Below are 26,144 nucleotides of genomic sequence, written 5' to 3' on the forward strand. Positions count from 1 at the left end.
TTGACGCTGCGAGCGTGCCGCTCGCGCATCGTGAATTCAGCCTTCCGGATCGACCGGGTTCGAGATGAAGGCTACGGTCGGGTAACCGGCGGCCTGCACGTTGAAAATCGTACCGGCGACACAGCGCCACGGTGCGTTGACGTCTCCGCGGATATGAACCTGCGGGATCAATTCGGGGTCGGCCATGATCGCTTCCGGTCCACCGGCGCGCTGCACGATGTTATCGAGACGCTCGAAGGCGACATCGTAAAGCTCGGTCGAATCGACCAGCGTGGTGTTGTTGAAAAACACCCGGCATTCGCCGTCACGCGTCGCGCCAGTATACCCGGAGCGGATCGTGCGCGGTGTGCGACCTTCCGCATCGGTGGTCGTGACCGTGATGAGCAAATTCTCGACCTTGTCGTCAGATTCCTGGTTTTCGATGATCGGGATCTGCAGTTCTTCGACAGTCTGGATAGCGACCGGGACAGCGATCAGGAAGATGATCAGCAGCACCAGCATGATGTCCACCAGCGGTGTCGTGTTGATGTCGGACATCGGCGTCGCTTCGCCACCGCCCATACTGATTGCCATAATCTCGTCCTATCTCACGTTACATCTGGAGGCGGCGGGCGCCAGCATGCGACAAGCGCCCGCCGATTTCACTCTGTCTTAGCGCTTGGTCGGCGTGCCACCCGACGTCGTAGAGGTCGTGCCCGCAGTGCCGGCCGGGCGCGCGGTGCTGCCGGCAGGCTTGGCGGTGGCGGGCGCAGTCTTCGCAGCCTGGCCGGAAGCCTGGGTGGAGTTCGACGTCATCACTGCCGGCTTAACGGCGCCATTGGAGGTGATATTCGCCTGCAGGTCGGTCGAAAAACCGGACAGCATCGCAGCGATGCGACGGTTGCGCGACTGAAGGTAGTTATAGGCGAACACCGCAGGCACGGCGACGAGCAGACCGATGGCGGTCATGATCAGCGCTTCGCCGACCGGGCCGGCGACCTGGTCGATCGAGGCCGAACCGGTGGCACCGATCTTGATGAGCGCGTTGTAGATACCGATCACCGTACCGAGCAGGCCGACGAAGGGTGCGGTCGCGCCGACCGTGGCGAGGAAGGGCAAGCCACCTGCAAGCTTCGCATTGATCGAAGCTTCCGAGCGCGCGAGCGTGCCATGCAGCCAATCGTGCGATTCGAGATTGTCGTCCATCTTAGCCGACTCGTTGCCGGCACGGATGCCGTCATCGACCAGCTGACGCCAGGCGCTGTTCTTGTCGAACTTGGTTGCGCCTTCCTTCAGCGAACCGGCACGCCAGAAAGCGGCGCGATTGGAACGATATTCCTTCATCACCTTGTTCTGCTCGAAATACTTGGTGATCAGGATGTAGAACGATCCAACCGACATGATGATCATGACGCTGAGAATGAACCAGGCGACCGGGCCGCCTTCTTCCATTGCCTGCACAAAGCCGAAATCAGCTTGCGGAGCCTCTCCGGATGCGGCGGTCAGTAGTTCGATAAGCATGCTGTGGTTTCCTTAATCAAAAAACGTTCGGGTCCAGTTCCGAAATGCTATTCGGGAAGCCGGTAAACGATGGTTTGCGACAGTGTCGATTGTATCGGATTGCCAGCGTCATTGAGAGCAGGGTTGTAGCGCGCATAGCGCTCCATCCCGCGGCACGCCGCGTCGTCGAGCGTGCTCGAACCCGAGCTTCCCGTCACCGAGCACGCGGCGACGCGACCGTTGGTGCCAACGGTTATGTTCATCCGCACGGTGCCCTCTTCTTCGCGGCGAATGGCGCGCGAAGGATAGTCACCCTGAATCCGTCCAGCCCAGCGCCCCTGCCCATCAGGTGTGGCAGCGCGGGCACGCGAGGGCGGTGTCGGGGTCGGTGTCGGCGTCGGTACTACCGTCGGAATGCCGGTGGGCTCGGCCCTCGGCACTCTGGTAACTACAGGCCGCTCCGGAGGTATATTCACTTGCGTCCGAACATTGGGAGGATTCGGGGCGATATTAACGGGCGGCGGCGGCGCAACCGGCGGCGGCGGTGCAACCTCCACCTGCGGCTCTTCGGGTGGCGGCGGTTCTTCCTCCGGCTCCGGCGGTTCAGGCTCCTCGATATCCACGGTGGTAACCCGCTCGACGGCTTCTTTCACCGCCGAATATGCAAGCCCGGTCACGAGCGCATAACCGATACCAACATGGATGAGGGCAACGATGATAATCGCGATAATGCGATTACCGCTCATTTCTTGGTCAGCGTAAGCCATCCAGTCCCTTCACTCCATCTCATTTCGCCGGGTTTCCGGCCTTCGCGATCAACAGGATTCGCACCCTGCCAGTCGCCTTCGTCCCTTGTCCAGCATGGATAACATGCCGGAAAATCCAACGGGGCGCGAGAATTTTTGTGCCCCATCGGCAACAGCCGGGAAATTTTTGGCAAGTCCCGGGCCGCAGGGGGCGCGTCTTAACGAGGCGGAAAGGTCAGGGCAAACGCTTTATCGGTTAAGTCCCAATTCACGCCTTCTGACGCCTGAGGGCTGCACAATGCGCAAGGCGCGCCGTGCCTTGCCAAGCCGCATCGAGCCGGGGCAGAGGACTTTTCATGAAAAATGACAAACGCTTTTCGGACGCACTCAAACTGACTCTGACCGCCCTCGCTGCAGCCGCATTGCCCGCATGCGCGGCATCGCTGCCTTCTCTGCCTGGCACGGGCGGTGCGCCGCAGCCGCAGGCGGAGCTGCCGGAAGCCCAGGCACCGACCTATGCCGATCTGGTAACGTTCGCGCGCGCCGCGCCGCTGGTGGCGATTGTCACGGTGGACGACCAGGCGGTTTTCCCGGTGGAGCGCGCCCCCGATCTCGCACCGGGCCGCGCACGGCTCTATCTTGAATCTTTAACCCGTAACCTTTTGACGTCGCCCACGGGCGTCGGCGAATCGCTGACCTTCGTCACCGATGTCGATCGCGATGCGGATGGCGACGCGCCCGATCTGGAGGAACAGGATTTCATCGTCTTCGCCAGCCTTGTTCCGGGGCGCCCCGGCGAAGTGCAACTCGTATCCAGTCGCGCAATCCTTGCGGCAGGCCCCTCGATCGAAGAACGAGTCCGCCGCGTTCTGCGCCAGCTTGCAGCAGCAGATAGTCCGCCAACAGCCACCGGCGTTCGCGACGTGATCTCCGTGCCTGGCAATCTTGCGGGCGAATCGGAAACGCAGATGTTCGTCGAAACCGCGCGCGGTGCACCGGTTTCGCTCAGCGTCGTGCGACGTCCCGGGCAGCAACCGCAATGGGGGGTCTCCTTCGGAGAGATTGTCGACAGCGCAGCGCGCCCGCCAGCGCCAGAAACCCTCGAATGGTTTGCGCTCGCCTGCTTTTTGCCCCGCGAACTGCCAGAGAGCGCGTTCCTGCAGGCCGATAGCGATGCGCGCCAGCGGGCCCGCGCCGATTACGCCTTCGTGCTTGAAGAACTCGGCCGCTGCGAAAGGCGCTTCACCTGAGGCTGGCCAAGCCTCGATGGCGCGACTACTCCGCACGCCGCATTGCACAATAGCGGGGACGACATGGCGGAACAGTTGCGAATAGCTTTGGCGGGTCTCGGCACGGTGGGCGCGGGCGTGATCCGCCTGCTCGAGGAGAATGGTGACACAATTGCGCAGCGCGCCGGGCGGCCTATCGCGATTAGTGCCGTTTCCGCGCGGGATCGCACGAAGGATCGCGGTGTCGACCTGTCCGGCTATGCCTGGGAGGACGACATGACGCGGCTGGCTGCGCGCGATGATGTCGATGTCGTTGTCGAGCTGGTTGGCGGATCGGACGGCCCCGCGCTCGCTCTGGCGCGCGAGGCGCTGGGCCATGGCAAGGGCTTTGTGACGGCCAACAAGGCGATGGTCGCCCATCACGGTCTCGAACTGGCGGAACTGGCGGAGCAAGAGGACGCTCCGATGCGCTATGAAGCGGCGGTTGCGGGCGGTATCCCGGCCATCAAAGGAATCGGAGAAGGCGCTGCGGCCAATCGGATCGCGCGAATTTACGGTATTCTCAACGGCACCTGCAATTACATCCTGTCGGAAATGGAAAGCAGCGGGCGTGATTTCGGCGATGTGCTGAGCGAAGCGCAGGTACTGGGCTATGCCGAAGCCGATCCCACGTTCGATATCGAAGGCGTCGACGCGGCGCACAAACTCGCCATCCTGGCCGCCCTCGGATTCGGCACGCGGCTCGATTTTGCTGATGTCGAGATGATCGGCATCAGCCGCATCCGCGCTGCGGACATCGCGCAGGCCCGCGCTTTGGGCTATGTCATCCGCCTTATCGGCCTTGCCGATTGCGAGGATGGCGGGCGACTCTTCCAGCGCGTCGCGCCCTATCTGGTCCCAGCGTCGCATCCTCTCGCCGGGGTATCCGGGGCGACGAACGCAGTGGTTGCCGAGGGCAACTTCGCAGGCCGCCTTCTGTTCGAAGGCGCCGGCGCGGGGGACGGCCCCACGGCCAGCGCGGTCGTGGCCGACATCATCGACATCGCCCGCGGCAACACGCCGCCGCCGTTCGCGGTCCCCGTATCGGCGTTGCGCCATACCGAAAGCGCCGATCCCGCCAACCGCCGGAACCGCGCCTATCTGCGCTTCGTCGTCGCGGATCGCCCCGGTGTTCTCGCCGAAATTACCGCCGCCATGCGCGATGCGGGGGTGTCGATCGAAAGCATGATCCAAGAGGGTCATCCGGAGGACGATGAGGGTCCGGTCCTGGTCGGCATGGTAACGCATGAGGGCCGGGAGGGTACTGTGACCAAGGCAATGGACCTGCTCGAAGGATCGCCCAGCCTGGCCGAAGCGCCGCTGGTGATGCGGCTGCTCGGTTAGTCCTCGTCCGACAGGTCGATCGGCACACGTTCGCCAGTCAATCGCTCATCCATTTGCTCCCCGGGCGCGGCCGAAACCAACGCTGCGTCCTCTGCACTAAGCGGCTCGGCGAAGGCGGTGGTGTCGACCATCAGCGCGGGTTCGGGCGCCCAGCCGAAGCGGATGCATCCGGGGCCGGGGTTCGTCACCCAACAAGGCGGATCGGTCAGTCCGGGAATGATCCGCCGGTCGGAACGCGTCGGCCGTGGGATGGGCGAGAGGTAGCGTTCCGTCTCCGGCAGTTCGGCGCAGACGAGGATGACGTCCTCGTCCTGCGCCTCGGTCTCGCAGCGATCCTGCCGCGTGATCGGCTCCTGCTGCGGTGTTTCATCCTCGCCTTCGAGTTGCGGGCCGTAAGCCTCCTGCGCTCCGGCGGGCGAGGCAGGCAGGCCGAGAAGGAGGAAAGGCAGCGCCAGCTTTCTCGACATTGCCTCAACCCCTCTCTAAGCGGTGCGGCACCATCACCCGGGAGAGTGAATTGCCGATGAACTCCGATACCCAAAGCCCGAGCGAAAGCGTCCTCGACCGCGTCCTCGTGCTCGAAATGGTGCGCGTCACCGAAGCCGCAGCCATCGCCGCTTCCGACCTGATCGGACGGGGAGATGAAAAAGCCGCCGACGCCGCCGCCGTGGAAGCCATGCGGGGTGCCTTCGACACGCTCTACATGGATGGCACGGTGGTGATCGGAGAGGGAGAGCGAGACGAGGCGCCCATGCTCTATATCGGCGAGAAGGTCGGCATGGGGAAGGGGCCGAAGATCGACATCGCTCTCGATCCGCTGGAAGGCACCACCATCACCGCGAAGGCCGGGCCCAACGCGCTCGCCGTGCTGGCGGCGGCGGAGGAGGGCTGCCTGCTCAACGCGCCCGATGTCTATATGGACAAGATCGCGGTCGGCCCAGGTTATCCCGAAGACGTCATCAGCCTCGAGAAGTCGGTGAGCGAGAATGTCGAGGCGGTGGCGAAGGCCAAGGGCGTGGAGCCGAAGGACATCATCGTCTGCGTGCTCGACAGGCCGCGCCATGCCGACATCATTGCGGAGCTTCGCTCGCTCGGTTGCGGTGTCGTGCTCATCGGCGATGGCGATGTGGCGGGCGTGATCGCGACGACCGACCAGGACACCACGATCGACATGTATATGGGCCAGGGCGGCGCGCCAGAAGGCGTGCTGGCCGCCGCAGCCCTGCGCTGCGTGGGCGGACAGTTCAACGGGCGGCTCGTTTTCCGCAATGCCGACGAGCGCGCTCGCGCCGCCAAGTGGGGCATCGAGGATCTCGACCGCATCTACAAGCTGCACGATCTTGCTAGCGGCGATTGCATCTTCGCAGCCACCGGCGTCACCGAAGGCTCGCTGCTGGACGGCGTGAAGCGCCTTCGCCGCCCGGACGGCTCCCGCGTGATGACGACCGAGAGCGTGGTCATGCGCGCGAGTAGCGGGACCGTGCGCTGGATCAGGGGCGAGCACCGAATCTGACGGAATTGGCTGAAGTCCAACCGCGCGCCGAAGGGGAGAAAAGCTTTGCAGCTTTTGCCAAGTCAGTGGCTCGCGAAAAACATCGCACTTCAGCTTGTGCTTGCGATCGGCGCATTTTGGACACTCATCTCTGACCTTCCAGTCGCCACTGGTATTGCAATCGCCGCGGCTGTGGTCATTTTGGGCATCGCATTGAGGAAAAGCGTCGGCGTCAAGCTGGTCTGGAAAGCCGCATTGCTGGTCTTGTCGCTGTCAGGCATGTCGATCGCGCTTCTGCTTGGCTCGGCGATGCAGCATCGTGCTGTCTGCGACGATGTACATGGAAATAAGGTTTGCTCACCCGGGATCTACGCGCCCCTGCCTTACGACAATCCGCGACGGCCGATGTATAATTCGGCCCGCTAGATCGCCGTTGATCTGACGACAAAGCGCCTCGCCATGTTGCACTCCCATGACCGTCCGCTAGGCCGGGACAGCACCAGCCAACAGGGATTCGCGCTCCATGAAGATCATGTCCGGCAACTCCAACCTGCCGCTCGCTCGCGCCATTGCCGGATATCTCGAAGTGCCGCTCACCGATGCCAGCGTTCGCCGGTTCGCGGATGACGAGATTTTCATCGAGATCCATGAGAACGTGCGCGGCGAGGACGTATTCATCGTTCAGTCGACGAGCTATCCGGCCAATGACAATCTGATGGAGCTGCTCATCGGGATCGATGCGCTGCGCCGCGCCTCGGCCGCCCGGATTACTGCCGTGGTCCCCTATTTCGGTTATGCGCGGCAAGACCGGAAGCCCGGCCCGCGCACGCCGATTTCCGCCAAGCTGGTCGCCAATCTCATTACCGAGGCAGGCGCTGATCGGGTGCTGGCGGTGGACCTGCATGCAGGGCAGATCCAGGGTTTCTTCGATATCCCGACCGACAATCTCTACGCCGCGCCGACGATGGCGGCGGACATACAGGCGCGCTACGGCGACAAGGATCTGATGGTCGTCTCCCCCGATGTGGGCGGCGTGGTGCGTGCCCGCGCGCTCGCCAAGCGGCTCGACAACGCGCCGCTCGCTATCGTCGACAAACGGCGCGATCGCCCGGGCGAAAGCGAAGTGATGAACATTATCGGCGACGTGAAGGATCGTGCCTGCATCCTGATCGACGACATCGTCGATTCGGGCGGCACGCTCTGTAACGCGGCGCAGGCGCTGCTCGATCAGGGTGCGAAAAGCGTCGCCGCCTATATCACGCATGGCGTGCTGTCCGGCGGCGCTGTGGCGCGGGTGGACAAGAGTGCACTGACCGAGCTCGTCATCACCGACACGATCAAGCCGACCGATGCCGCCGACGATTCCAGCCGTATTCGCGTTCTAACCATCGCCCCGCTGCTGGGCGAAGCCATCCGCCGCATCGCCGACGAAAGCAGCGTGTCGAGCCTGTTCGATTAGGGTCTAGGCCACAGCGTCCTGCGGGCCGGAGCGCGGTTCGCTGTCGGGGTCGCGCCACGGGCCGAGTTCATTGGCCGAGAGGCGGTTCAGGGCATCGAGCCGCCGTCGCTGACGCACTTCGAGTGCGAGGCGCAGGAAGGGGTGCGGGCCGGTCTGCAATTCGCTGGGCGGTCGGTCGAAGAAGCTGCGCACTTCCTTGATCCGGTGCGACTGGTCGAAATAGCGATCCTCGATCTCGGGCCGGTCCTCGGGCCGTGCGACATCCAGCAGCGCCGCGCCCATGTCGAGCACGCGTGCCCGGCGCAGCGCCTGTTTCGGCGTGAGGCCATAGGCGTGTTTGATCGTACGCTCTATCGTGCGCTTGGAGACATCGTGCTGGCGTGCGAATTCCTCCACCGTCATGTCCGGATCGGCGAGGCATTGCTGTTCGAAATCGAGGACGATTGGATCGGGATCGGGCCAGCCGGCCTTCTCGATCAGCGGGCGCACAAAACCGTCTTCCAGCGCGCGCAGCCACAGATCGTAAGGGCTCTCCAGCGGGACGAGCGAACCGATGGGGGTGTCGCGATCCAGATGTTCGTCGAGATCGATGATCCGATCCACCATCGCGCAATTGTCCGGCAGGCCTAGCAGCGATGCGGCACCGGCGTTGAAATGCAGCGTGATGGCGACATAGCGGCCCGAAATTCCAAGCGGCATGCAGCGGGTCTGCGGGCCGAAATAGAGCGCGCGGCCATGCGGACCGGGCTGCCACACCTGCTCGCCATCAGCCGTGCCTGCCGTCCACGGATCGTGATAGATGATCGTCATGCAGGGATGATCGACAACGCGGCCACACTGGATCCGCATTCCGTCGGGCAATTCGCCCTCGGCAATGCTCCACCAGTAACACCAGGGAAGAAGGTCGGACGCAGGGGCGCGGGAAAGGGCGAGCGGTGATCCGCTGCGTGTCGCGCCTGTCCGCGACGTGATGTGCGGCCCCTGTGCCATTAACCATGCCTTCTGCGCCTCGCACGGCCCGATTGCAACTTTCTCACCACCGGCTAGGAGAAAGTGCATGATTTCCGACAGCGATATCGCTCTGGCTCACCGCTGCGCCGACGCGGCGCGCGATGCCATCCGCCCGCTTTTCCGTGGCGAATACGATTCCGACTCGAAAGCCGATGCCAGTCCGGTGACCGAAGCCGACCGGGCAGCGGAAGCCGCGATGCGCAAGCTGATCGAGGCGGAATGTTCGGCGGACGGCATTCACGGCGAGGAATTCGGTGTGAAGGACGGCGCGAGCGCGCGCCAATGGGTGCTCGATCCGATCGATGGGACCACCGCCTTTCTGGCCGGCCGTCCGATCTTCGGCACGCTGATCGCGCTGCTGGTGGATGGCTTTCCGGTGATGGGCGTGATCGATCAGCCGATCCTTGGTGAACGCTGGATCGGCATTGCCGGGCAGGGCACGCGCTTCAATGGCAAGGCTGTGAAGGCGCGGCTGTGTCCGGAGCTCGGCAAGGCGACCATCGCCACAACGGGGCCGCATTATTTCAGCGTCGAGCAGGGAGATCGCTTCATGGCGCTGGCCGGGCAGACAGACCACAGGCGCATGGTGATGGGCGGCGATTGCTACAATTACGGCTGCCTTGCCTCGGGCCAGCTCGACATCGTCGCCGAGGCCGGGCTGAAGCTGCACGACTACGCCGCGCTCGTCCCGGTGGTCGAAGGTGCGGGCGGGGTGATGAGCGACTGGGGCGGCGAGCCGCTCCATGCGGAGAGCGACGGCACCGTGCTCGCACTAGGCGATCCGGCGCGGCTGGAGGATGTGCTGGACGTGCTTGCCAACGACTGACCGATGGTGCGGCACGGCTCGGCATCGCTTTGTTGCGCCTCGGCACCACCGGTTCGGTCAAATATGACAGATCGGTGAAGCATCATTTCCGAGCAGGGCGCGCGAGCGTATTTTCCCGCAAGGCCGGATGCGCCAATAGAGCGCGTTGAGCCCGCAAGAGGGAGAATGTCATGCGTATTTTGCCGATCTCTACATCGAAATCACGTGCCGCCTGGCTCGCAGGATGTGCGACGCTCGCGGTCATGGCCACACCCGCTCACGCGCAGGAGGGGCAGGAGCCGGTCGCCGCCGAGGAAGACGATCTCAATAATGCGATCATCGTTACCGCCACGAAGCGCGCGGCCAACATTCAGGACATTCCCTTTTCCATCAACGCGCAGACCGCCGATGACATCCAGCGTTCGGGCGCGGTTACGATCGAGGACCTGTCGCGCAATGTCGCTGGCTTGTCGGTCCAGAATCTCGGCCCCGGGCAGAGCCAGGTCTCGGTGCGCGGCGTGTCCGCCGGACAGGTCGTGCGCGACCAGCCGGGCGTGAAGGAACAGGTCGGTGTCTATCTCGATGAAAGCGTCATCTCGCTCTCGCTCTTCACCCCCGATCTCGATCTGTTCGATCTCAACCGCGTGGAAACCTTGCGCGGCCCGCAGGGCACGCTGTTCGGTTCAGGCAGCGTCGGCGGCACCATCCGCTACATCACCAACCAGCCGGTCATCGGCCTGACCGAAGGTGTGGTCGAAGGGAACATCAACCGCGTCGACGGGGACGATCTAGGCTACCATCTGAAGGGGGCGATCAACGTGCCGCTCGGCGGCAATGTCGCGGCGCGCGCGGTCGGCTATTATACGCAATATGGCGGCTTCATCGACGCCGCTGGATCGGGCGGCGGGCAGAACGTCAATGATGGCGAGCGCTATGGCGGCCGCTTGTCAATCCGCTTCGACAATGGTGCCGGGCTAAGCGTCACGCCGCGCGTGGTCTACCAGCGCGTCGAGGCGAACGGCTTCAACCGGCAGGAGGTGTTCAATCTTTACGCCAACCCCTTTACGGTAAGCACCGATCCTTTCATCTTCGACGATCGCCAGCAATTCCTGCTTCTGCGCGAAGGGTTCGAGGACGAGACGCTGATCGCCGACCTTGTCGCCGACGTGGATCTGGGCGGCATCATCCTCACCTCGGTCACGTCCTACACGGACCGCGAGATCCTCGTCAGCCGCGATGCGAGCGCGTTGACAGGGTCGGTCTCGGTCGATCTCGATCTCGACAACGACGCAGTCTTCCTGCCCTCCAACCTGCGCGACACGACCGACCTCGAAACGTGGACGCAGGAACTGCGGCTGGCATCCGACACGGACGGCCCGCTGCAATGGCTCATCGGCGGCTTCTATCAGGACACCAGCCGTTTCTATCGCCAGCGCTTGCCGACGCCGGGTTACGCCGCGTTCGTCGACGATGCGCTCGGCGATGGCACGTCTGCCGCGGTCGCCAATGGCTTCGACAATCTGGACAGTCCGTTCAACTCGGACCTGCCTTACGATATCGAACAGTTCGCCGTGTTCGGTGAGGCGACCTATTCGCTGACCGACCGCTTCGATATCACAGCAGGCGCGCGCTATTACAATTTCGACGAGACGCGCACGATCACCACGGGCGGCTTGTTCGCCAATGGCGATGCCGGTCAGGTTGACACGACCAGCTCGGACGGGATCAGCCCGCGCGTGCTGCTGAGCTACGACATCACGCCCGATCTCACGCTGAACGCGCAGGCGTCCAAAGGCTTCCGCCTTGGCGGCGTGAACGATCCGCTCAACACACCGCTCTGCAATGACGAGGATCTGGCACTGTTCGGCGGTTTCCAGGACTATGACGACGAGTCGCTCTGGAATTACGAAGTCGGCGCGAAGGCGCAGGGCCGCGGCTTCTATGCCAATGCCGCCGCCTTCTACACTGATATCAGCGATCTGCAGGTGACGCTCGATGCGGGCAGCTGCTCTTCCCGCATCGTCTTCAACGTGCCCGAAGCGCATACGATGGGCGTGGAAGCAGAATTCGGCGTGACGCCGCTCGACGGGCTCGATTTCGTCGTCTCCGGCAGCCTGCTGGAAGCCGAGTTCGACAGCACGCTGCCCGATCCGCTGGCCGGGGCGACGGGTATTCGCGAAGGCAATCGCCTGCCATCGGTGCCGGAATTCCAGGTGTCGGTTACCGGCAGTTACGAATTCCCTATCGCTCGCAACGCCGACGCGTATTTCGCTGCGGCCTTTACCCATGTCGGCAATCGCTACACCCAGCCGAGCGACCAGGAAGACAATCCGCGCACCTTCGTGTCGAACCTGCCCTTCCTCGGCGCGCCCGGCACGGATGAAACCGTGGTCGACTTGCTGCTGCCGTCCTACGAATTGCTGAACCTGTCGGCTGGCGTGGACATGGACAATGGCCTGTCTGTCATCGCTTATGTGAACAATGTGTTTGACGAGAACCCGCTGCTTTCCTTCGACCGAGAACGCGGCGGCCGCGCCCGCCTTGGCTTCGCCGTGGGCCAGCCGCGCACATACGGCATGACGGTCCGCAAGGAGTTCTGATTTCGATCTTTCCGGCGGCGCATCGCCCTCTGTCGAAGCGCCGTCGGACAGCAACATTTCCGAACCCTAACGCGGGCACTTTTCGCCGCCGCAAAAATATGCAAATGGCCCCCGCCCGCCACGTCGGCGGGCATCGTTAGGGGGTCTAACCACATGAAGAACTTGCTTATCGCCGCCGCGCTTGGCGCGGTGGTGGCCACGCCTGCCTACGCGCAGGATCTCAATCCGGCAGCCGAAGACAAGGCCGGTGCGCGCATCGAAGGCCGCGTCTTCTGGGAACGCATCAACGATCCGGAAGAAGACATCGGCATCAATTACGAGCTCGGCAGCGGTGTCGGCTTCGGCGGCGAAATCGGCTATGATATTCCCGTAAGCGAAACCGTGCTGGTCGGTCCGTATGCGCAGTACTCGGCCTCCACGGTCGAAACCTGCGAACTTCACCTCTGCGTCAGCTCCGGCGGCTACTGGGCTGCGGGGCTGCAGGTCGGCTTCATCACCGGCCAGTCCGGCATGGTTTATGGCAAGCTGGGCTATGGCCAGCAGACCGTCGACCTGGTCGGCCCGTTCGAATTCGAAGGCGAGACTTTCAACTTCGACGAAAGCGAAAGCGGCGGCGGATACAAATTCGCCCTCGGTTACGATCACAGCTTCTCCGAGAACATTTACGGGCGCATCGATCTGTCGGTCAGCGAAAGCTACGACATTTACGATTTCGATTTCCAGCGCACCACCATCGGCATCGGGATCGGCGCGCGCTTCTAAGCGCTTCTCGCAAGCTTGAACGCGGCGGCGTGGCCTACGGGCTGCGCCGCCGCATTTGCATGCCGGGCCGCGAATCGCTTGCATTTGCGGGCAAAAGCGCTAATTGCGCGCCCTTCACCGACACGTGATTATCTGCCGGTCTGGCCGTAAGGGCTGCCAGGGCTGGTTCGGACGTGTCTCTGACAAGGAGATGAAAATGCCCAAGCTGAAGACCAAGAGCGGTGTGAAGAAACGCTTCAAAATCACCGCCAACGGCAAGGTCAAGCATGGTGTCGCGGGCAAGCGCCACCGCCTGATCAGCCACAGTGCGAAGTATATCCGCCAGCAGCGCGGCACCAAGGTTCTCGCCAAGTGCGACCAGGCTGCCGTGAAGAAATGGGCCCCTTACGGGCTCGATTGAGGGAGTACTAGCACATGCCTCGCATCAAACGCGGCGTCACCACGCGCCAGAAGCACAAGCGTCTACTGGATCAGGCGAAGGGCTATCGCGGCCGTCGCAAGAATACGATCCGTGTCGCTCGCCAGGCCGTCGAAAAGGCCGGCCAGTACGCCTATCGCGACCGCAAGGTCAAAAAGCGCAACTTCCGCGCGCTGTGGATCCAGCGCATCAACGCGGCCGTGCGCGCGGAAGGCCTCACCTATTCGCAGTTCATGCACGGCGTGAAGCTTGCGGGTATCGAGCTTGATCGCAAGGTCATGGCCGATCTCGCCATGAACGAGGCGGAAGCCTTTACCGGCATCATCAAGCAGGCGAAGGAAGCGCTTCCCGCCTGATTGACGAGCTTTAGAAATACGAGAAGCGCCATCCGAGAGGGTGGCGCTTTTTGTTTGCGACCACTAAGCGAGCGAGCCCATGAGCACGAGCCAGGAAGAACAGGTCACCCAAACGCTGGAGCGCCTGCATCGCGCCGCAAGCGTTGCCGATGTCGAAGCGATCCGCGTGGAAGCGCTGGGCAAGCAGGGCTGGATCAGCCAGCTGATGAAATCGCTCGGTAAGATGACGCCTGAGGAGCGCCAGAGCGAAGCTCCGCGCATTCAGGGCCTGCGCACCCGGGTCGCCGACGCGATCGAAGCGCGCAAGGCGGCGCTGGCGTCGGCCGAGCTCGAGGCCCGCCTCGCGACCGAGACGATCGACCTCACATTGCCTGCGCCCGCGCAGCCGCAAGGCAGCATCCACCCTGTGAGCCAGGTAATGGACGAGCTGGCGGAGATCTTCGCCGATATGGGCTTCTCCGTCGCTACTGGCCCGGAGATCGAGGACGACTGGTACAATTTCACCGCGCTCAACATGCCCGAAAGCCATCCCGCGCGCGCGATGCACGACACCTTCTACTTCCCGGACGAAGCACATAAGGGCGGGCGACCGGCCTCAAGTAGCGAAGCGGTAGGCCCAGGACGAATGCTGCTGCGCACGCACACATCTCCGGTGCAGATCCGCACCATGATCGCCGAGGGCGCGCCCTTGCGCATCATCGCGCCGGGCCGCGTCTATCGCAGCGACAGCGATGCGACGCATACGCCGATGTTTCACCAGGTCGAAGGGCTGGTGATCGACAAGGGCATCCATCTCGGCCATCTGAAATGGACGCTGGAGACGTTTCTCAAGGCGTTCTTCGAGAAGGACGATATCGTCCTGCGTTTGCGCCCCAGCTACTTTCCCTTCACCGAGCCGAGCGTCGAGGCCGATGTCGGCTTCGCCATCGTCGACGGCAAGCGCGTGCTCGGCGGCAGCGGCGATGCGCCGGGGCATGGCTGGATGGAGCTGCTCGGCAGCGGCATGGTCAACCGCCGGGTCATCGAGTTTGCCGGACTGGACCCGGATGAATGGCAGGGTTTCGCCTGGGGCCTCGGGGTCGATCGGCTCGCCATGTTGAAATACGGCATGGACGATCTGCGCGCCTTTTTCGACGGCGATGCCCGCTGGCTGTCGCATTACGGCTTTTCCGCTTTCGATCAGCCGACCCTTTCCGCCGGCGTGGGAGCGCGGTCATGAAATTCTCGCTCGAATGGCTGAAATATTTCCTCGAAACCGATGCCACGCTGGACGAGATCGCCGCGAAGCTGAATGCCATCGGCATCGAGGTGGAGGATATCGAAGATCCGGCACAGAAGCTGGACGGCTTTCGCGTAGCGGAGGTGCTGACGGCCGAGAAGCATCCCGATGCGGACAAGCTGCAGGTGCTGTCGGTGAACACCGGTGAGGGTTCGCCGCTGCAGGTCGTTTGCGGTGCGCCCAATGCGCGCGCGGGTATGAAGGGCGTGCTCGGCCTGCCCGGCGCGGTCGTCCCGGCAAACGGGATGAAGCTGCGCCAGAGCGCCATTCGCGGCGTGGAGAGCAACGGCATGATGTGCTCGGTGCGCGAGCTGGAGCTGGGCGATGAGCATGACGGCATCATCGAACTGCCGGAGGACGCGCCGGTGGGCGAAGCCTTTGCGCAATATCAGGGCACGAGCCCGGTCTTCGATGTGGCGATCACGCCGAACCGGCCCGATTGCATGGGCGTTTACGGCATTGCGCGCGATCTCGCCGCGGCTGGCATGGGCACGTTCAAGCCTGTCGAGCCGAGCGGTATCGAGGCGACGCATCCCTGCCCGGTCGAAATCCGCACCGACGATCCCGAAGGGTGTCCTGCATTCTATGGCCGCGTGATCAGGGGCGTCGACAACACCGTGCCGTCTCCCGACTGGATGCAGCGGCGGCTGATCGCCGCGGGCCAGCGGCCGATCAGCGCTATCGTCGACATCACCAATTACGTCATGCTCGCTTACGGCCGCCCGGCGCATGCCTACGACCTCGCAAAGCTCTCCGGCCCCGTGGTCGCTCGCCGCGCCAGAAACGACGAAACGGTCCAGGCGCTGAATGAGAAGACCTATACGCTCGACGACACGATGACAGTCATTGCGGACGACAATGGCGTCCATGACATCGCCGGGATCATGGGCGGCGAGCATTCGGGCGTGCAAACGCAGACGACCGATGTGCTGCTCGAAATCGCCTATTTTGACCCGGAGCGTATCGGCGTGACGGGCCGCAAGCTCGGCCTCGCCAGCGATGCGCGCACGCGGTTCGAGCGCGGCGTCGATCCGGCCTTCCTCGACGATGGTCTGGCTATTCTCACCAGCCTCATTCAGCGCGTCTGCGGCGGGGAGGCGAGCGAGGTTGTGCGCGCCGGATCGCCGCCGAGCGAGCCGAAGGCGGTTGCCTTCGATCCCGGCCTGACCGAGCGACTGGGCGGCATCGGCATTCCCGAAGACGAGCAGCGCCGCATTCTCGAAAGCCTCGATTTCACAGTCAGCCCGGACTGGCAGGTCACCTGTCCGCTGCGCCGCCACGACGTGGAAGGCGCAGCCGACCTGGTCGAGGAAGTCGTTCGCATCCACGGCCTCGACAAGGTCGCAAGCGTTGCCTTGCCGCGCGTGGATGGCGTGGCCCGCCCGACAGCCACGCCCGAGCAGCAGGTGGAGCGCCGGGTGCGACGCGCCGCCGCTGCGCGCGGTCTGCACGAGGCGATCACCTGGTCTTTCCTGCCGACCGATCAGGCCGAGCATTTTGCCTCCGACGGCGAAGCGCTGTGGGTGCTCGACAACCCGATCAGCGAGGACATGAAGGCGATGCGCCCCTCGCTTATCCCCGGCCTGCTGTCGGCGGCCAAGCGCAATGCCGATCGCGGCGCGGATGGCGCGCGGCTGTTCGAGATCGGCCGTCGCTATCTGCGCGGTAAGGATGGCGCGAGCGACGAGCATCCAACGCTTGCCGTGCTGCTGGCGGGAGAGAAGACACCGCGCGGCTGGGTCAACGGAAAGGCGGCGATGTTCGACGCCTTCGACGCCAAGGCCGAGGCGGAAGCGCTGCTTGCCGAAGCGGGAGCTCCGGTCGACAGGCTGATGGTGATGAGCGAGGCGGGGGCACAATTCCATCCCGGGCAGTCGGGAACGCTGCGGCTCGGCCCGAAAAACGTGCTTGCCCGCTTCGGCGCGCTGCATCCGGCCACGCTCGATTCTTTCGATATCGACGGGCCGGTGATGGCGGTCGAAATCTATCTCGACGCGATCCCCGCCAAGAAGGGCAAGCAGGGCTTCGCCAAGCCCGACTATGCGCCGCCCGCTCTGCAGGCCGTCAAGCGCGACTTCGCCTTCCTCGTTCCGGCAGAGCTTGCCGCGGGCAATCTGCTGCGCGCCGTGAAAGGCGCGGACAAGGCCCACCTGACCAATGCGCGCATCTTTGACGTGTTCGCCGGGCAGGGCGTGCCGGAAGGCAAGAAGTCGATCGCGCTGGAAGTCACGCTCCAGCCCGGAGAGAAGTCGTTCAAGGATGACGAGCTGAAGGCGATCTCGGACGCCGTGGTTGCCGCCGCGGGCAAGCTCGGCGCGGAACTGCGCGGCTGACCCGATGACCAATTCGCGCCGCACCTTCGCGATCATCTCGCACCCTGACGCCGGCAAGACCACGCTGACCGAAAAGCTGTTGCTGCAGGGCGGGGCGATCCATCTGGCGGGCGAGGTGAAGGCGCGCGGTGCGGCGCGGAGGGCGCGGTCCGACTGGATGAAGATCGAGCAGCAGCGCGGCATCTCCGTCACGTCCAGCGTGATGACCTTCGAAAAGGAGATCGAAGGGGAGACGATCACCTTCAATCTGCTCGATACGCCGGGCCACGAAGACTTCTCGGAAGACACCTATCGTACGCTGACGGCGGTCGACAGCGCCATCATGGTGATCGATGCCGCCAAGGGTATCGAGCCGCAGACGCGCAAGCTGTTCGAGGTCTGCCGTCTTCGCTCCGTCCCGATCATTACCTTAATCAACAAGGTGGACCGCGAGGGGCGCAGCGGATTCGAATTGCTCGACGAGGTGGCGGACATGCTGGCGCTCGACGTCAGCCCGCAGATGTGGCCCGTTGGCATGGGCGGCCTGTTCGAAGGCCTGCTCGATTTCCGCAGCGGCGAGGTCGCGCGGCCCGAAGGCGACTCGAAGGAATATCTCGGCAAGCGCGATGGTGACGCGGATATTCCGGAGAATTTCGCCGAGGAGGCCGAACTGGCGCAGGTCGGCTATCCCGAATTCGATCTGGAGGCCTATCGCAATGGCGATCTCACGCCGGTCTATTTCGGCAGCGCGCTCAAGAATTTCGGAGTCGAGGAGCTGATCGATGCGATTGCGCGTCACGCCCCGCCCCCGCGCCCCCAGCCTGCCGGCGAGGACCAGATCAGCCCAGAGCGGGACGAGGTCACCGGCTTCATCTTCAAGGTGCAGGCGAATATGGACCCGAACCATCGCGACCGGATCGCCTTCATGCGGCAGGTGTCCGGCACGTTCAAACGCGGCATGAAACTGACGCCGAGCGGGCTGGGCAAACCCATTGCCGTGCATTCGCCTATCCTGTTTTTCGCACAGGACCGCGAGATTGCCGACACTGCCGAGCCGGGCGATATCATCGGCATTCCCAATCACGGCACGCTGCGCGTTGGTGATACGCTGTCCGAAAAGAACGACATTCGCTTCACCGGCCTGCCCAATTTCGCGCCCGAGATCCTGCGCCGCGTGCAATTGAAGGATCCGACAAAGACCAAGCAGTTGCGAAAGGCACTGGACGATCTTTCCGAAGAGGGCGTGATACAGGTATTCTACCCGGAGATCGGCGGCAGCAGCATTGTTGGCGTGGTCGGACAGTTGCAGCTCGACGTGCTGATTTCGCGCCTCTCAGCGGAATACAAGGTGGAAGCCGCACTCGAAGCCTCACCCTTCGCCACCGCCCGCTGGCTGAAGGGCCCACAGGACAAGATCGACGAATTCGAGCGCTTCAACCAGGGCAGCCTCGCGCGCGACCGTGACGGCGACCTCGTCTTCATGGCGAAGAGCCCTTGGGATGTCGGCTATCAGGAAGAGAAGAACCCCGAACTGGCGTTTTCGGCAACGAAGGAACGGTGACAGCAGCGTCGGGCGTCACTAGGCTGACCCAATGGCTGATTTCTTCGACGCGCTGAGCGACAAACATATTGCGATGATCGAGCGCCAGCCGGTGTTCTTCGTTGCCACCGCCGCACCGGATGCGCGGATCAATCTGTCGCCCAAGGGCTACGACGCGTTTCGCATCCTCTCGCCGACACGCGTTGCCTATCTCGACCTCGCCGGATCGGGCAACGAGACCAACGCCCATCTGCTCGCCGACGGGCGCATCACCGTCATGTTTTGCAATTTCGAACAGCCCGCGCTCATCCTGCGCCTCTATGGCATCGGCAAGCCGGTGTTGCCGAAAGACGAGGGCTGGGATGCGCTTGCCGTCCATTTCACCCTGCTGCCCGGCACGCGGCAGATTTTCGATATCGCCGTAGAGAGCGTGCAGACAAGCTGTGGCTGGGGTGTGCCCTTCATGGATTACGAACGCGAGCGGCACACGCTGCTCAAGGCGCACAAGGATGTCGATGCAGAAGCGTGGGCGGCCAAGCACCGGGCTCGCACCGAGAGCATCGATGGGCTGCCGACACGGCCGACCGATCGCTATATCGAGGGAGAAATGCCGGACACGCCCGCGTGAGCGGTATGCGGATTACCTTCGCAAGCTACAATATCCACAAGGGCGTGGGCGGTGATCGACGACGCGATCCCGAGCGCATCGTGGACGTGCTTGGCGAGCTCAAGGCCGATGTGGTCGCGTTACAGGAAGTGGACGAACGGTTCGGCACGCGCAGAAGCATACTCGATCGCAATATGCTCGCCGAGCGCGGCTGGCAAATTGCTTCCATTCCGATAAAGCCCGCCAGCCTCGGCTGGCATGGCAATGCACTGCTGGTCCGCGAAGGGCTGGAAATCGTCGATGTCGAAGCCGATCACCTGCCGCAGATCGAGCCGCGTGGAGCGGTTCGGGCGACGATCATGGCGGGTGCGCAGCCGATCTGCGTCACCGGTATGCATCTCGACCTGTCCGGTCTCGGGCGAAAGCGGCAATTCGCGCATCTGTGCAATGCCAGCCGCGCGCCGGGTCTGCCCGCCGTGATGATGGGCGACTGCAATGAATGGCTCCGTCCGATCGGCGGCGAGCGCGGGCTCGCGGCACATTGGACCATGGTCGAGCCGGGGCGAAGCTTTCCCGCGCGGCGGCCGCTGCTGGCGCTCGACCGGCTGATGCACACGCCGCATTGGGAATGCCTCCGCGCCGAAGTCCATGCGACCGCGCTGGCGAGACAGGCATCCGATCACTTGCCGATCCGCGTGACGCTGGCGCTGCCCACGAATTAGGCGGCCCTGCCCGCGATTTGTGCGGTGCAACACGACGACGTGGTGTTGCGCGAATGAAAAGCGCCTTGAAACTAGCGGAATGCCGAACTGGCACGCTGCTTGCTGATCATGCTGTGCCGGGAACGGTCTCCCGGGGCAGCAAAGGGGGTCGGCGTGAAATTCGTCATTGCCATCATCAAACCGTTCAAGCTCGACGAAGTGCGCGAAGCGCTCGCCGAGATCGGCGTCGCCGGAATGACCGTTTCCGAGGTCAAGGGCTTCGGGAGGCAGAAGGGGCAGACCGAAATTTACCGCGGGGCGGAATACGCGGTGAACATGCTGCCGAAGGTGAAACTGGAAATCGCTGCGAGCGACGATCTGGCACCCAAGGTGGTGGAAGCGATCCAGCAGACGGCCAGCACCGAAAGTATCGGCGATGGAAAGATCTTCGTGCTCGATCTCGCATCGACCACGCGCATCCGCACCGGCGAAACCGACGAAACCGCGCTCTAATCAGGGGTCGAGCACAATGAACACGAAATTCCTTATCGGTGCCGCGGCTTTCCCCGCTGCGCTTGTCCTGTCCGGCCCGGCCGTCGCGGCACCGGTCGCGGAGGCCGCCGCGCCCGTGGCTGACGCGGTCGGCGGTGGCACGGCCTATATCTTCAACACGCTGCTGTTCCTGATCGGCGGCTTCCTGGTGATGTGGATGGCGGCAGGCTTCGCCATGCTCGAAGCCGGTCTGGTGCGCGCAAAGAACACCTCTACCCAGTGCCTGAAAAACATCGGCCTCTATTCGATTGCCGGTCTGATGTTCTGGGCGGTCGGCTATAACATCGCCTATCCCGGCTTTGCCGAGGGGGCGCTTGGCCTCTTCGGTATCGGCGGCACGACCTACGGCATGCAATCCGCGGGCGAGGCCGATCTCGAAAAAGGCTATTCGGTCGCGTCCGACTGGTTCTTCCAGATGGTGTTCTGCGCGACGACGGCGTCCATCGTGTCCGGGACGTTGGCGGAGCGCATCAAGATCGTCCCGTTCTTCATGTTCGTAACGGTGCTGACTGCCGTCATCTATCCGGTCGTGGTGAGCTGGGAATGGGGTGAAGGCTATCTCGATAGCGTCTGGGGTTTCTCCGACTTCGCCGGATCGACTCTCGTCCACTCGACCGGCGGCTGGGCTGCCTTGGTGGGCGCGATCATTCTCGGTCCGCGCCTCGGTCGTTATGGGCCGAACGGACAGATCAACGTCTTTCCCGGCACCAACATTCCGCTGGCGACGCTCGGGACGTTCATTCTCTGGCTCGGCTGGTTCGGTTTCAATGGCGCATCGCAACTGGCGATGGGTACGGTTGGCGATGTTTCGGACGTTTCGAAGATCTTCGTGAACACCAATATGGCTGCGTGCGGTGGTGTGGTGGTCGCGATCATTGCCACCCAGCTGCGCTACGGCAAGGCTGACGTGACGATGGCGCTGAACGGCGCGCTGGCTGGCCTCGTCGCGATCACGGCAGAGCCGCTCGCGCCCACGGTCGGCCAGTCGGTCCTGATCGGCGGTATCGGCGGATTGCTGCCGGTGATCTTCGTGCCGCTGCTCGACAAACTGAAAATCGACGACGTGGTCGGCGCGATCCCGGTCCACCTCGTAGCGGGCATCTGGGGCACGCTGATCGTCGCATGGACGGGCGATGCCACCCTCGTCGGCCAGCTGGTCGGTGTGCTGCTCACGATGGTGTGGGTCAGCGCAGCGAGCGCGATCGTCTGGCTCCTCCTGAAAATCACGATCGGCATCCGCCCATCGGAAGAGATCGAACTTGCCGGTCTCGATATCCACGAAACCGGCGTCGAAGCCTATCCGGGTCTCGCCAACCAGGCCTGACCCGAAAAGCTCGGCGCGGATCGGGAGGCTCCTCTCTCTCCCTCTCGATCCCGCCTTCCCTCGTTCCTCCTGCGAACGACACTGCAACGGGCCGGAGCCGACCGCTCCGGCCCGCTTTTTGTTTTCCTTGCGCGATGACATCCACGCTCGATTGCCAAAGAGCGTGTGTTACGTGTTTATGCGTATCGAGAATTGTCGGGGAGCGAGTGATGAAGCGGAGCCTTTGGATTGCCGGCGCGACTGCGATGATGGCCACGCCTGCAATGGCGCAGGATGGGCCGTATGTCGGAGTGGACGGCGGGGCAGTGCTTACACAGGACACCTCGGTCGATATCGGGAATGAACGCGAGCCCGTCGAGATCGCCAGCGACCTCGGCTGGATTGGCGCGGCGAATGCCGGTTACGACTGGGGCTCGCTGCGGACCGAACTCGAAGGATCCTATCGCAGCTGGAGCCTGGACGAGCTGACGGCGACGGCGCGCGGCATTCCGACAGGCGGCGACGATTTGGAAACCGGGACATTTGCGCTGGATGGCGATGCCAGCCTCGCATCGGTCATGGGCAATGTGCTGCTCGATTTCGGCGGGGACGAGGGGCTCGGCCTGTCGCTCGGTGTCGGTGTCGGTCGCACATGGCTGGATATCGATGCGAGCGCGGACGAGACCGGGCCGGGCTATCTGGACGGTAATGATAGCGCGTGGGCATGGCAGGGGCTTGCGCATGCACGGCTGCCGATCAGCGACCGCGTGAATGCAGGCCTCAAATATCGCTATTTCAGCACGCTCGAATTCGAACTCGACGATAGCTTGGGGCGTTTCAACGAATTCGAATTCGCCGTGCATTCGCTCTCTGTAGGCGTGGAAATCGCTCTCGGGCGTCGGCAGGAGGCGGCGCAGGTGATCCAGCGCCCCGCGCCGCCGGCTCCGCGTTCGATCGCTACTGCGCCACCCCCTCCACCGCCACCGCCGGTCGATGTGTCCTGCAACGCCGGACCGTATATCGCCTTTTTCGACTGGGACGAGGCAACCATCACGCCGGAAGCCGCCGCCGTGTTGAACAGCGCCATTTCAGCATATCGCAATTGCGGCACCGCTCGGGTCATGCTGGCCGGACATACCGACACCTCGGGCCCGCGCGGCTACAACCAGCGGCTCGCCGAGAGACGTAACACCGCCGTGCGCGATTACCTGCTCAGTCGCGGTATCTCTGCGGCGCGGATAGCGGGTGAAGCCTTCGGTGAAAGCGACCTGCTGGTTCCGACGGCGGATGGCGTGAGGGAGCCGCAGAACCGCCGCGTGGAAGTCACTTACGGGCCGAATGCGGGCATGTAGTCAGTCCTCGCTTGGCGTGCAGCGCTTGCGGATCATGTCGGAGGTTTCGCGGCTGCCATCGTGTGACCAGCCGGGCTCGCGCCAGATGTAATCCAGTTTGTGTCGCCACGGGGCGCGCCAGACATCGCGTACGATCGCCTGCCACTCGTGGAACACCGTCTTCAGCAGATTGAAGCTGCCGAGCTGGTTTACGATTCCGTAGCGAATGCGGTCGGTATCGTCCTCGGGAGCGAAGGTCCCGAACATCCTGTCCCACACGATGAAGGTGCCGGCGTAGTTGCGATCCAGATAGCGCGCGTTGACGGCATGATGGACGCGGTGATGCGATGGCGTGTTCATGACCGCCTCGAACCAGCGTGGCATGCGCGTCACGCTCTCGGTGTGAATCCAGAACTGGTAGATCAGGTTGAACCCGCCGCAGATCAGGATCATCCCCGGCTCGAAGCCGATCGCGGCCAACGGCAGGCGAAAGACGAAACTGACTGCGATGAAGCCGGTCCAGCTCTGCCGGAGCGCGGTGGAGAGATTGTAGTGCTGGCTTGAATGGTGGTTGACGTGGCTCGCCCAGAACCAGCGCACGCGGTGCGCGGTACGGTGAAAACAGTAATAGGCCAGATCGTCGAGCGCGAAGCAGAGCGGCCACGCCCACCAGGCCCAGCCGATGTCGAGCGGCGCGAAGCGATGCGTCCAGACGAGCATGGCGACCACCGCGCCGCCGGTCAGCGCGCCTGCCACCGTGCTGCCGAGGCCGATGGCGAGTGAAGTTGCCGTGTCGCGTGATTCGTAAGCGGCAGGATTCCGACGGCGCGCCCAGAGCAGTTCGGCGACGATCAGCAGCACGAAGATCGGGATTGCATAGGTGACCGGATTGAAATCCATGCCGCGCAATCTAGCAGAGCTTCATCACGTCGCCCAGCATTCGGCGTCTTTGCCGATTGCCAGCGATAGCTCGAATGTCGGGTCTGCAAAACGAATGTCCAGCCTACCGTCGGCGGCTGTCACCCTGTCTTCGGCGGTTAGCGTTCTCGCCACGAATTGCGCGCCGTGCGGCACGAGCACCGCCGTCCTGCCGGAGGCGTCCCGAGCAATCGCCCCTGCGCCATCAGTATCCAGAGCAATGGCAATCGGCTCGAACCCGCCCGCCGCAAGTCGAAACCGCTCGCGAGCATCATCTTCGTCTTCGAGTTGCGCATTACGTGAGAAGCCGAGCCGATGGGCAAAATAGATAAGCGCGAGAATGGCGAGCAGCGATCCCGCAAATTGCAGCGCCGCCCCGATCATGGCGGATCAGCCGCGCGCCTTTGCCGATAGCGTGGCCATGGCATCCTTCATCGGGTTGAGGTCGTAGCCTGCCCTCGCCGCAGCCTCCGCAAGCGTTTCGGGACTGTCGCCCTCGCTGGCGCGTGCGAGAGCCCACAGGAAAGTCGAGCGCGTGCCGGATCGGCAATAGGCAAGCACCTTGCCGTCGGCTTCCGCAAGAGCGGCTTGCATAGCCGCGATCTGTGGCGGACCGAAGCCAGCCTGGCCCACCGGGATGGCGCGATAGGCCAAGCCATGCTCGGCGGCGCACGCCTCGATGTCGGAGCCTGCAGGCTGGCCCGGCACTTCGCCATCGGGACGATTGTTCACGATCATTGCAAACCCCTGCGCCTTCGCTTCTGCGACGTCGCCGGTGGTGATCTGCGGGCTCGCCGATACGGTTTCGGACAAGATTCGAAAATCTGTCATGGATGACGTGTGACAGCCGAAAGGCTCCCCGCGCAATGGTAAATCGTGCGCGTATGCAGGATGCGACGCGTGGCGCTTTGGCCACTGTCACGCAAATGCAAAGTTAAAATGTTCGCGTCGCTGGGGATTTGTGTCTATACCTCGCCGACGAAGCGGCGGGGGAGGTCCGTCACTTCGGGTCGGCGGATCACTTGTCCGCCCTGCCGGCCGGTATCAGGACGAGAATTGAAGGTTCACGGTTTTCATGGGTTACGACAAGGGACGTCGCGGTCGGGGTCGCGACAAGCGGGACGGTTTCGGCGAAGAAGGTTTCGATCCATTCGGTGAGGGCGGTCCGCCCCCGATGGATAGCGGCGGCTGGCGCGATGGCGGCAATGATCGCTTCGGCGGCGGTAGCGGTGGCGGCGGCCGTTTCAATGACGATCGCGGCGGAGGCGGCTTCGGTGGCCAGCGTGGCGGAGGCGGTGGCTTTCGCGGCGGCGGCGGCGGTGCCCCGCGCGGCGGCGGCATGCCTGCCCAGGTGGTCGGCACGGGCCAGGGCAAGGTCAAGTTCTTCAACACGCAGAAAGGCTTCGGCTTCATTCAGCGTGACGAGGGCGGAGAGGACGTGTTCGTCCATATCAGCCAGGTCGAACGTGCAGGCCTCGAAGGTCTTGCCGAGGGGCAGGAGCTGCAGTTCAATCTCGTCGATCGCGGCGGGAAGGTTTCGGCAGCGGACCTCCAGGTCGTGGGCGACGTGATCGAAGTGCAGAAGGCTGCGCCGCAGCGCGAGCTGACCGGTGAAAAGGCCGTGGGCACGGTGAAGTTCTTCAATTCGATGAAGGGCTTCGGTTTCATTACTCGCGACGATGGCAAGGAAGACGCCTTCGTGCACATCAGCGCGGTAGAGCGGTCCGGCCTGCAGGGCATCGACGAAGGCGACAGGTTCGAATTCGACCTCGAAGTCGATCGGCGCGGCAAGTATTCGGCCGTCAATCTGGTCCCCGTCCAGGCCTGACCGGATTTGCGGATAGGGTCGGCCGGAAATTTG

At 63.5% G+C, this 26,144-nt stretch carries 27 protein-coding genes; 19 read left to right on the forward strand and 8 right to left on the reverse strand.

The genetic code is table 11. The annotated features are described in order from the left end of the window. Positions 1 to 36: 36 nt before the first annotated feature. From D6201_RS10080 to D6201_RS10090, 3 genes are all read right to left on the reverse strand, one after another. On the reverse strand, positions 37 to 573 hold the full coding sequence (locus tag D6201_RS10080; protein WP_193725699.1) for an ExbD/TolR family protein: 537 nt from the start codon (positions 571 to 573) through the stop codon (positions 37 to 39). 78 nt (positions 574 to 651) lie between these two features. Continuing rightward, complete coding sequence (locus D6201_RS10085; protein ID WP_120048667.1) at positions 652 to 1,500, reverse strand: MotA/TolQ/ExbB proton channel family protein; 849 nt, start codon at positions 1,498 to 1,500, stop codon at positions 652 to 654. Between the two features lie 47 nt (positions 1,501 to 1,547). After that, entirely contained in the window at positions 1,548 to 2,246 is a 699-nt protein-coding gene (locus D6201_RS10090; RefSeq protein ID WP_165853539.1) for a TonB family protein, read from the reverse strand. 335 nt (positions 2,247 to 2,581) lie between these two features. Here D6201_RS10090 and D6201_RS10095 point away from each other — a divergent pair, with 335 nt between their 5' ends. Both D6201_RS10095 and D6201_RS10100 read left to right on the forward strand, forming a co-directional pair. After that, the gene (locus D6201_RS10095) at positions 2,582 to 3,475 is read left to right on the forward strand and encodes a hypothetical protein (protein ID WP_242447510.1); all 894 of its coding nucleotides are present in this window, start codon (positions 2,582 to 2,584) and stop codon (positions 3,473 to 3,475) included. A gap of 63 nt (positions 3,476 to 3,538) precedes the next feature. Continuing rightward, positions 3,539 to 4,837 (forward strand): homoserine dehydrogenase, encoded by a 1,299-nt coding sequence (locus D6201_RS10100; protein WP_120048668.1) that lies wholly within the window; start codon positions 3,539 to 3,541, stop codon positions 4,835 to 4,837. Here the strand turns inward: D6201_RS10100 and D6201_RS10105 are convergent. Next, positions 4,834 to 5,304 (reverse strand): hypothetical protein, encoded by a 471-nt coding sequence (locus D6201_RS10105; protein WP_120048669.1) that lies wholly within the window; start codon positions 5,302 to 5,304, stop codon positions 4,834 to 4,836. The genes D6201_RS10100 and D6201_RS10105 overlap by 4 nt on opposite strands. Positions 5,305 to 5,360: 56 nt before the next feature. Between D6201_RS10105 and glpX the strand changes: the two genes are divergently transcribed. From glpX to D6201_RS10120, 3 genes are all read left to right on the forward strand, one after another. Continuing rightward, positions 5,361 to 6,350, forward strand: coding sequence for a class II fructose-bisphosphatase (gene glpX / locus D6201_RS10110; RefSeq protein ID WP_120048670.1), 990 nt, complete (start codon positions 5,361 to 5,363; stop codon positions 6,348 to 6,350). 45 nt (positions 6,351 to 6,395) lie between these two features. Next, a complete protein-coding gene (locus D6201_RS10115) occupies positions 6,396 to 6,755 on the forward strand; it encodes a hypothetical protein (RefSeq protein ID WP_133303992.1) in 360 nt (119 codons plus the stop codon). Positions 6,756 to 6,852: 97 nt separating this feature from the next. Beyond that, positions 6,853 to 7,788 carry a ribose-phosphate pyrophosphokinase gene (locus D6201_RS10120; protein WP_120048672.1) on the forward strand — a complete coding sequence of 312 codons (936 nt, stop codon included), beginning with the start codon at positions 6,853 to 6,855 and terminating at the stop codon, positions 7,786 to 7,788. 3 nt (positions 7,789 to 7,791) lie between these two features. Here D6201_RS10120 and D6201_RS10125 read toward each other — a convergent pair whose 3' ends face one another. After that, complete coding sequence (locus D6201_RS10125) at positions 7,792 to 8,778, reverse strand: helix-turn-helix transcriptional regulator (RefSeq protein ID WP_133303993.1); 987 nt, start codon at positions 8,776 to 8,778, stop codon at positions 7,792 to 7,794. A gap of 67 nt (positions 8,779 to 8,845) precedes the next feature. Here D6201_RS10125 and D6201_RS10130 point away from each other — a divergent pair, with 67 nt between their 5' ends. The 13 genes from D6201_RS10130 (at position 8,846) to D6201_RS10190 (ending at position 23,386) form a co-directional block, all read left to right on the forward strand. Further along, entirely contained in the window at positions 8,846 to 9,625 is a 780-nt protein-coding gene (locus tag D6201_RS10130; protein ID WP_120048674.1) for an inositol monophosphatase family protein, read from the forward strand. A gap of 242 nt (positions 9,626 to 9,867) precedes the next feature. After that, the gene (locus D6201_RS10135) at positions 9,868 to 12,204 is read left to right on the forward strand and encodes a TonB-dependent receptor (protein ID WP_242447511.1); all 2,337 of its coding nucleotides are present in this window, start codon (positions 9,868 to 9,870) and stop codon (positions 12,202 to 12,204) included. A gap of 153 nt (positions 12,205 to 12,357) precedes the next feature. After that, positions 12,358 to 12,966, forward strand: a complete 609-nt coding sequence (locus tag D6201_RS10140) for an outer membrane beta-barrel protein (protein WP_120048676.1) — start codon at positions 12,358 to 12,360, stop codon at positions 12,964 to 12,966. A gap of 196 nt (positions 12,967 to 13,162) precedes the next feature. Further along, a complete protein-coding gene (gene rpmI / locus D6201_RS10145; RefSeq protein ID WP_120049347.1) occupies positions 13,163 to 13,366 on the forward strand; it encodes a 50S ribosomal protein L35 in 204 nt (67 codons plus the stop codon). 14 nt (positions 13,367 to 13,380) lie between these two features. Then, positions 13,381 to 13,740 (forward strand): 50S ribosomal protein L20, encoded by a 360-nt coding sequence (gene rplT / locus D6201_RS10150; RefSeq protein WP_120048677.1) that lies wholly within the window; start codon positions 13,381 to 13,383, stop codon positions 13,738 to 13,740. Positions 13,741 to 13,819: 79 nt separating this feature from the next. Further along, entirely contained in the window at positions 13,820 to 14,959 is a 1,140-nt protein-coding gene (pheS, locus tag D6201_RS10155) for a phenylalanine--tRNA ligase subunit alpha (RefSeq protein WP_120048678.1), read from the forward strand. Further along, positions 14,956 to 17,352, forward strand: coding sequence for a phenylalanine--tRNA ligase subunit beta (pheT, locus tag D6201_RS10160; RefSeq protein WP_120048679.1), 2,397 nt, complete (start codon positions 14,956 to 14,958; stop codon positions 17,350 to 17,352). The genes pheS and pheT overlap by 4 nt, the downstream gene beginning before the upstream one ends. 4 nt (positions 17,353 to 17,356) lie before the next feature. After that, complete coding sequence (locus D6201_RS10165; RefSeq protein WP_120049348.1) at positions 17,357 to 18,892, forward strand: peptide chain release factor 3; 1,536 nt, start codon at positions 17,357 to 17,359, stop codon at positions 18,890 to 18,892. A 31-nt stretch (positions 18,893 to 18,923) separates the two neighbouring features. Beyond that, on the forward strand, positions 18,924 to 19,499 hold the full coding sequence (locus D6201_RS10170; RefSeq protein WP_120048680.1) for a pyridoxamine 5'-phosphate oxidase family protein: 576 nt from the start codon (positions 18,924 to 18,926) through the stop codon (positions 19,497 to 19,499). 5 nt (positions 19,500 to 19,504) lie between these two features. Then, positions 19,505 to 20,200: an endonuclease/exonuclease/phosphatase family protein gene (locus tag D6201_RS10175; RefSeq protein WP_120048681.1), complete on the forward strand. Its 696-nt coding sequence runs from the start codon at positions 19,505 to 19,507 to the stop codon at positions 20,198 to 20,200. Positions 20,201 to 20,353: 153 nt separating this feature from the next. After that, positions 20,354 to 20,692: a P-II family nitrogen regulator gene (locus D6201_RS10180; RefSeq protein ID WP_120049349.1), complete on the forward strand. Its 339-nt coding sequence runs from the start codon at positions 20,354 to 20,356 to the stop codon at positions 20,690 to 20,692. A 16-nt stretch (positions 20,693 to 20,708) separates the two neighbouring features. After that, positions 20,709 to 22,055, forward strand: coding sequence for an ammonium transporter family protein (locus D6201_RS10185; protein ID WP_120048682.1), 1,347 nt, complete (start codon positions 20,709 to 20,711; stop codon positions 22,053 to 22,055). Positions 22,056 to 22,264: 209 nt separating this feature from the next. Further along, on the forward strand, positions 22,265 to 23,386 hold the full coding sequence (locus D6201_RS10190; RefSeq protein ID WP_165853540.1) for an OmpA family protein: 1,122 nt from the start codon (positions 22,265 to 22,267) through the stop codon (positions 23,384 to 23,386). On the opposite strand, the gene D6201_RS10195 is transcribed toward D6201_RS10190, so the two are convergent. The 3 genes from D6201_RS10195 to D6201_RS10205 are packed head-to-tail and all read right to left on the reverse strand — an operon-like array spanning position 23,387 to position 25,114. Next, entirely contained in the window at positions 23,387 to 24,265 is an 879-nt protein-coding gene (locus D6201_RS10195) for a sterol desaturase family protein (protein WP_120048684.1), read from the reverse strand. A 24-nt stretch (positions 24,266 to 24,289) separates the two neighbouring features. After that, positions 24,290 to 24,667 carry a hypothetical protein gene (locus D6201_RS10200; RefSeq protein WP_120048685.1) on the reverse strand — a complete coding sequence of 126 codons (378 nt, stop codon included), beginning with the start codon at positions 24,665 to 24,667 and terminating at the stop codon, positions 24,290 to 24,292. Positions 24,668 to 24,673: 6 nt separating this feature from the next. Beyond that, positions 24,674 to 25,114 (reverse strand): protein tyrosine phosphatase family protein, encoded by a 441-nt coding sequence (locus tag D6201_RS10205; RefSeq protein WP_120048686.1) that lies wholly within the window; start codon positions 25,112 to 25,114, stop codon positions 24,674 to 24,676. Between the two features lie 244 nt (positions 25,115 to 25,358). Between D6201_RS10205 and D6201_RS13185 the strand changes: the two genes are divergently transcribed. Then, complete coding sequence (locus tag D6201_RS13185; RefSeq protein ID WP_120048687.1) at positions 25,359 to 26,111, forward strand: cold-shock protein; 753 nt, start codon at positions 25,359 to 25,361, stop codon at positions 26,109 to 26,111. The last annotated feature ends 33 nt before the right edge of the window (positions 26,112 to 26,144 follow it).

The sequence above is a fragment of the Aurantiacibacter aquimixticola genome (genome assembly GCF_003605475.1).
Classification (GTDB): domain Bacteria; phylum Pseudomonadota; class Alphaproteobacteria; order Sphingomonadales; family Sphingomonadaceae; genus Alteraurantiacibacter; species Alteraurantiacibacter aquimixticola_B.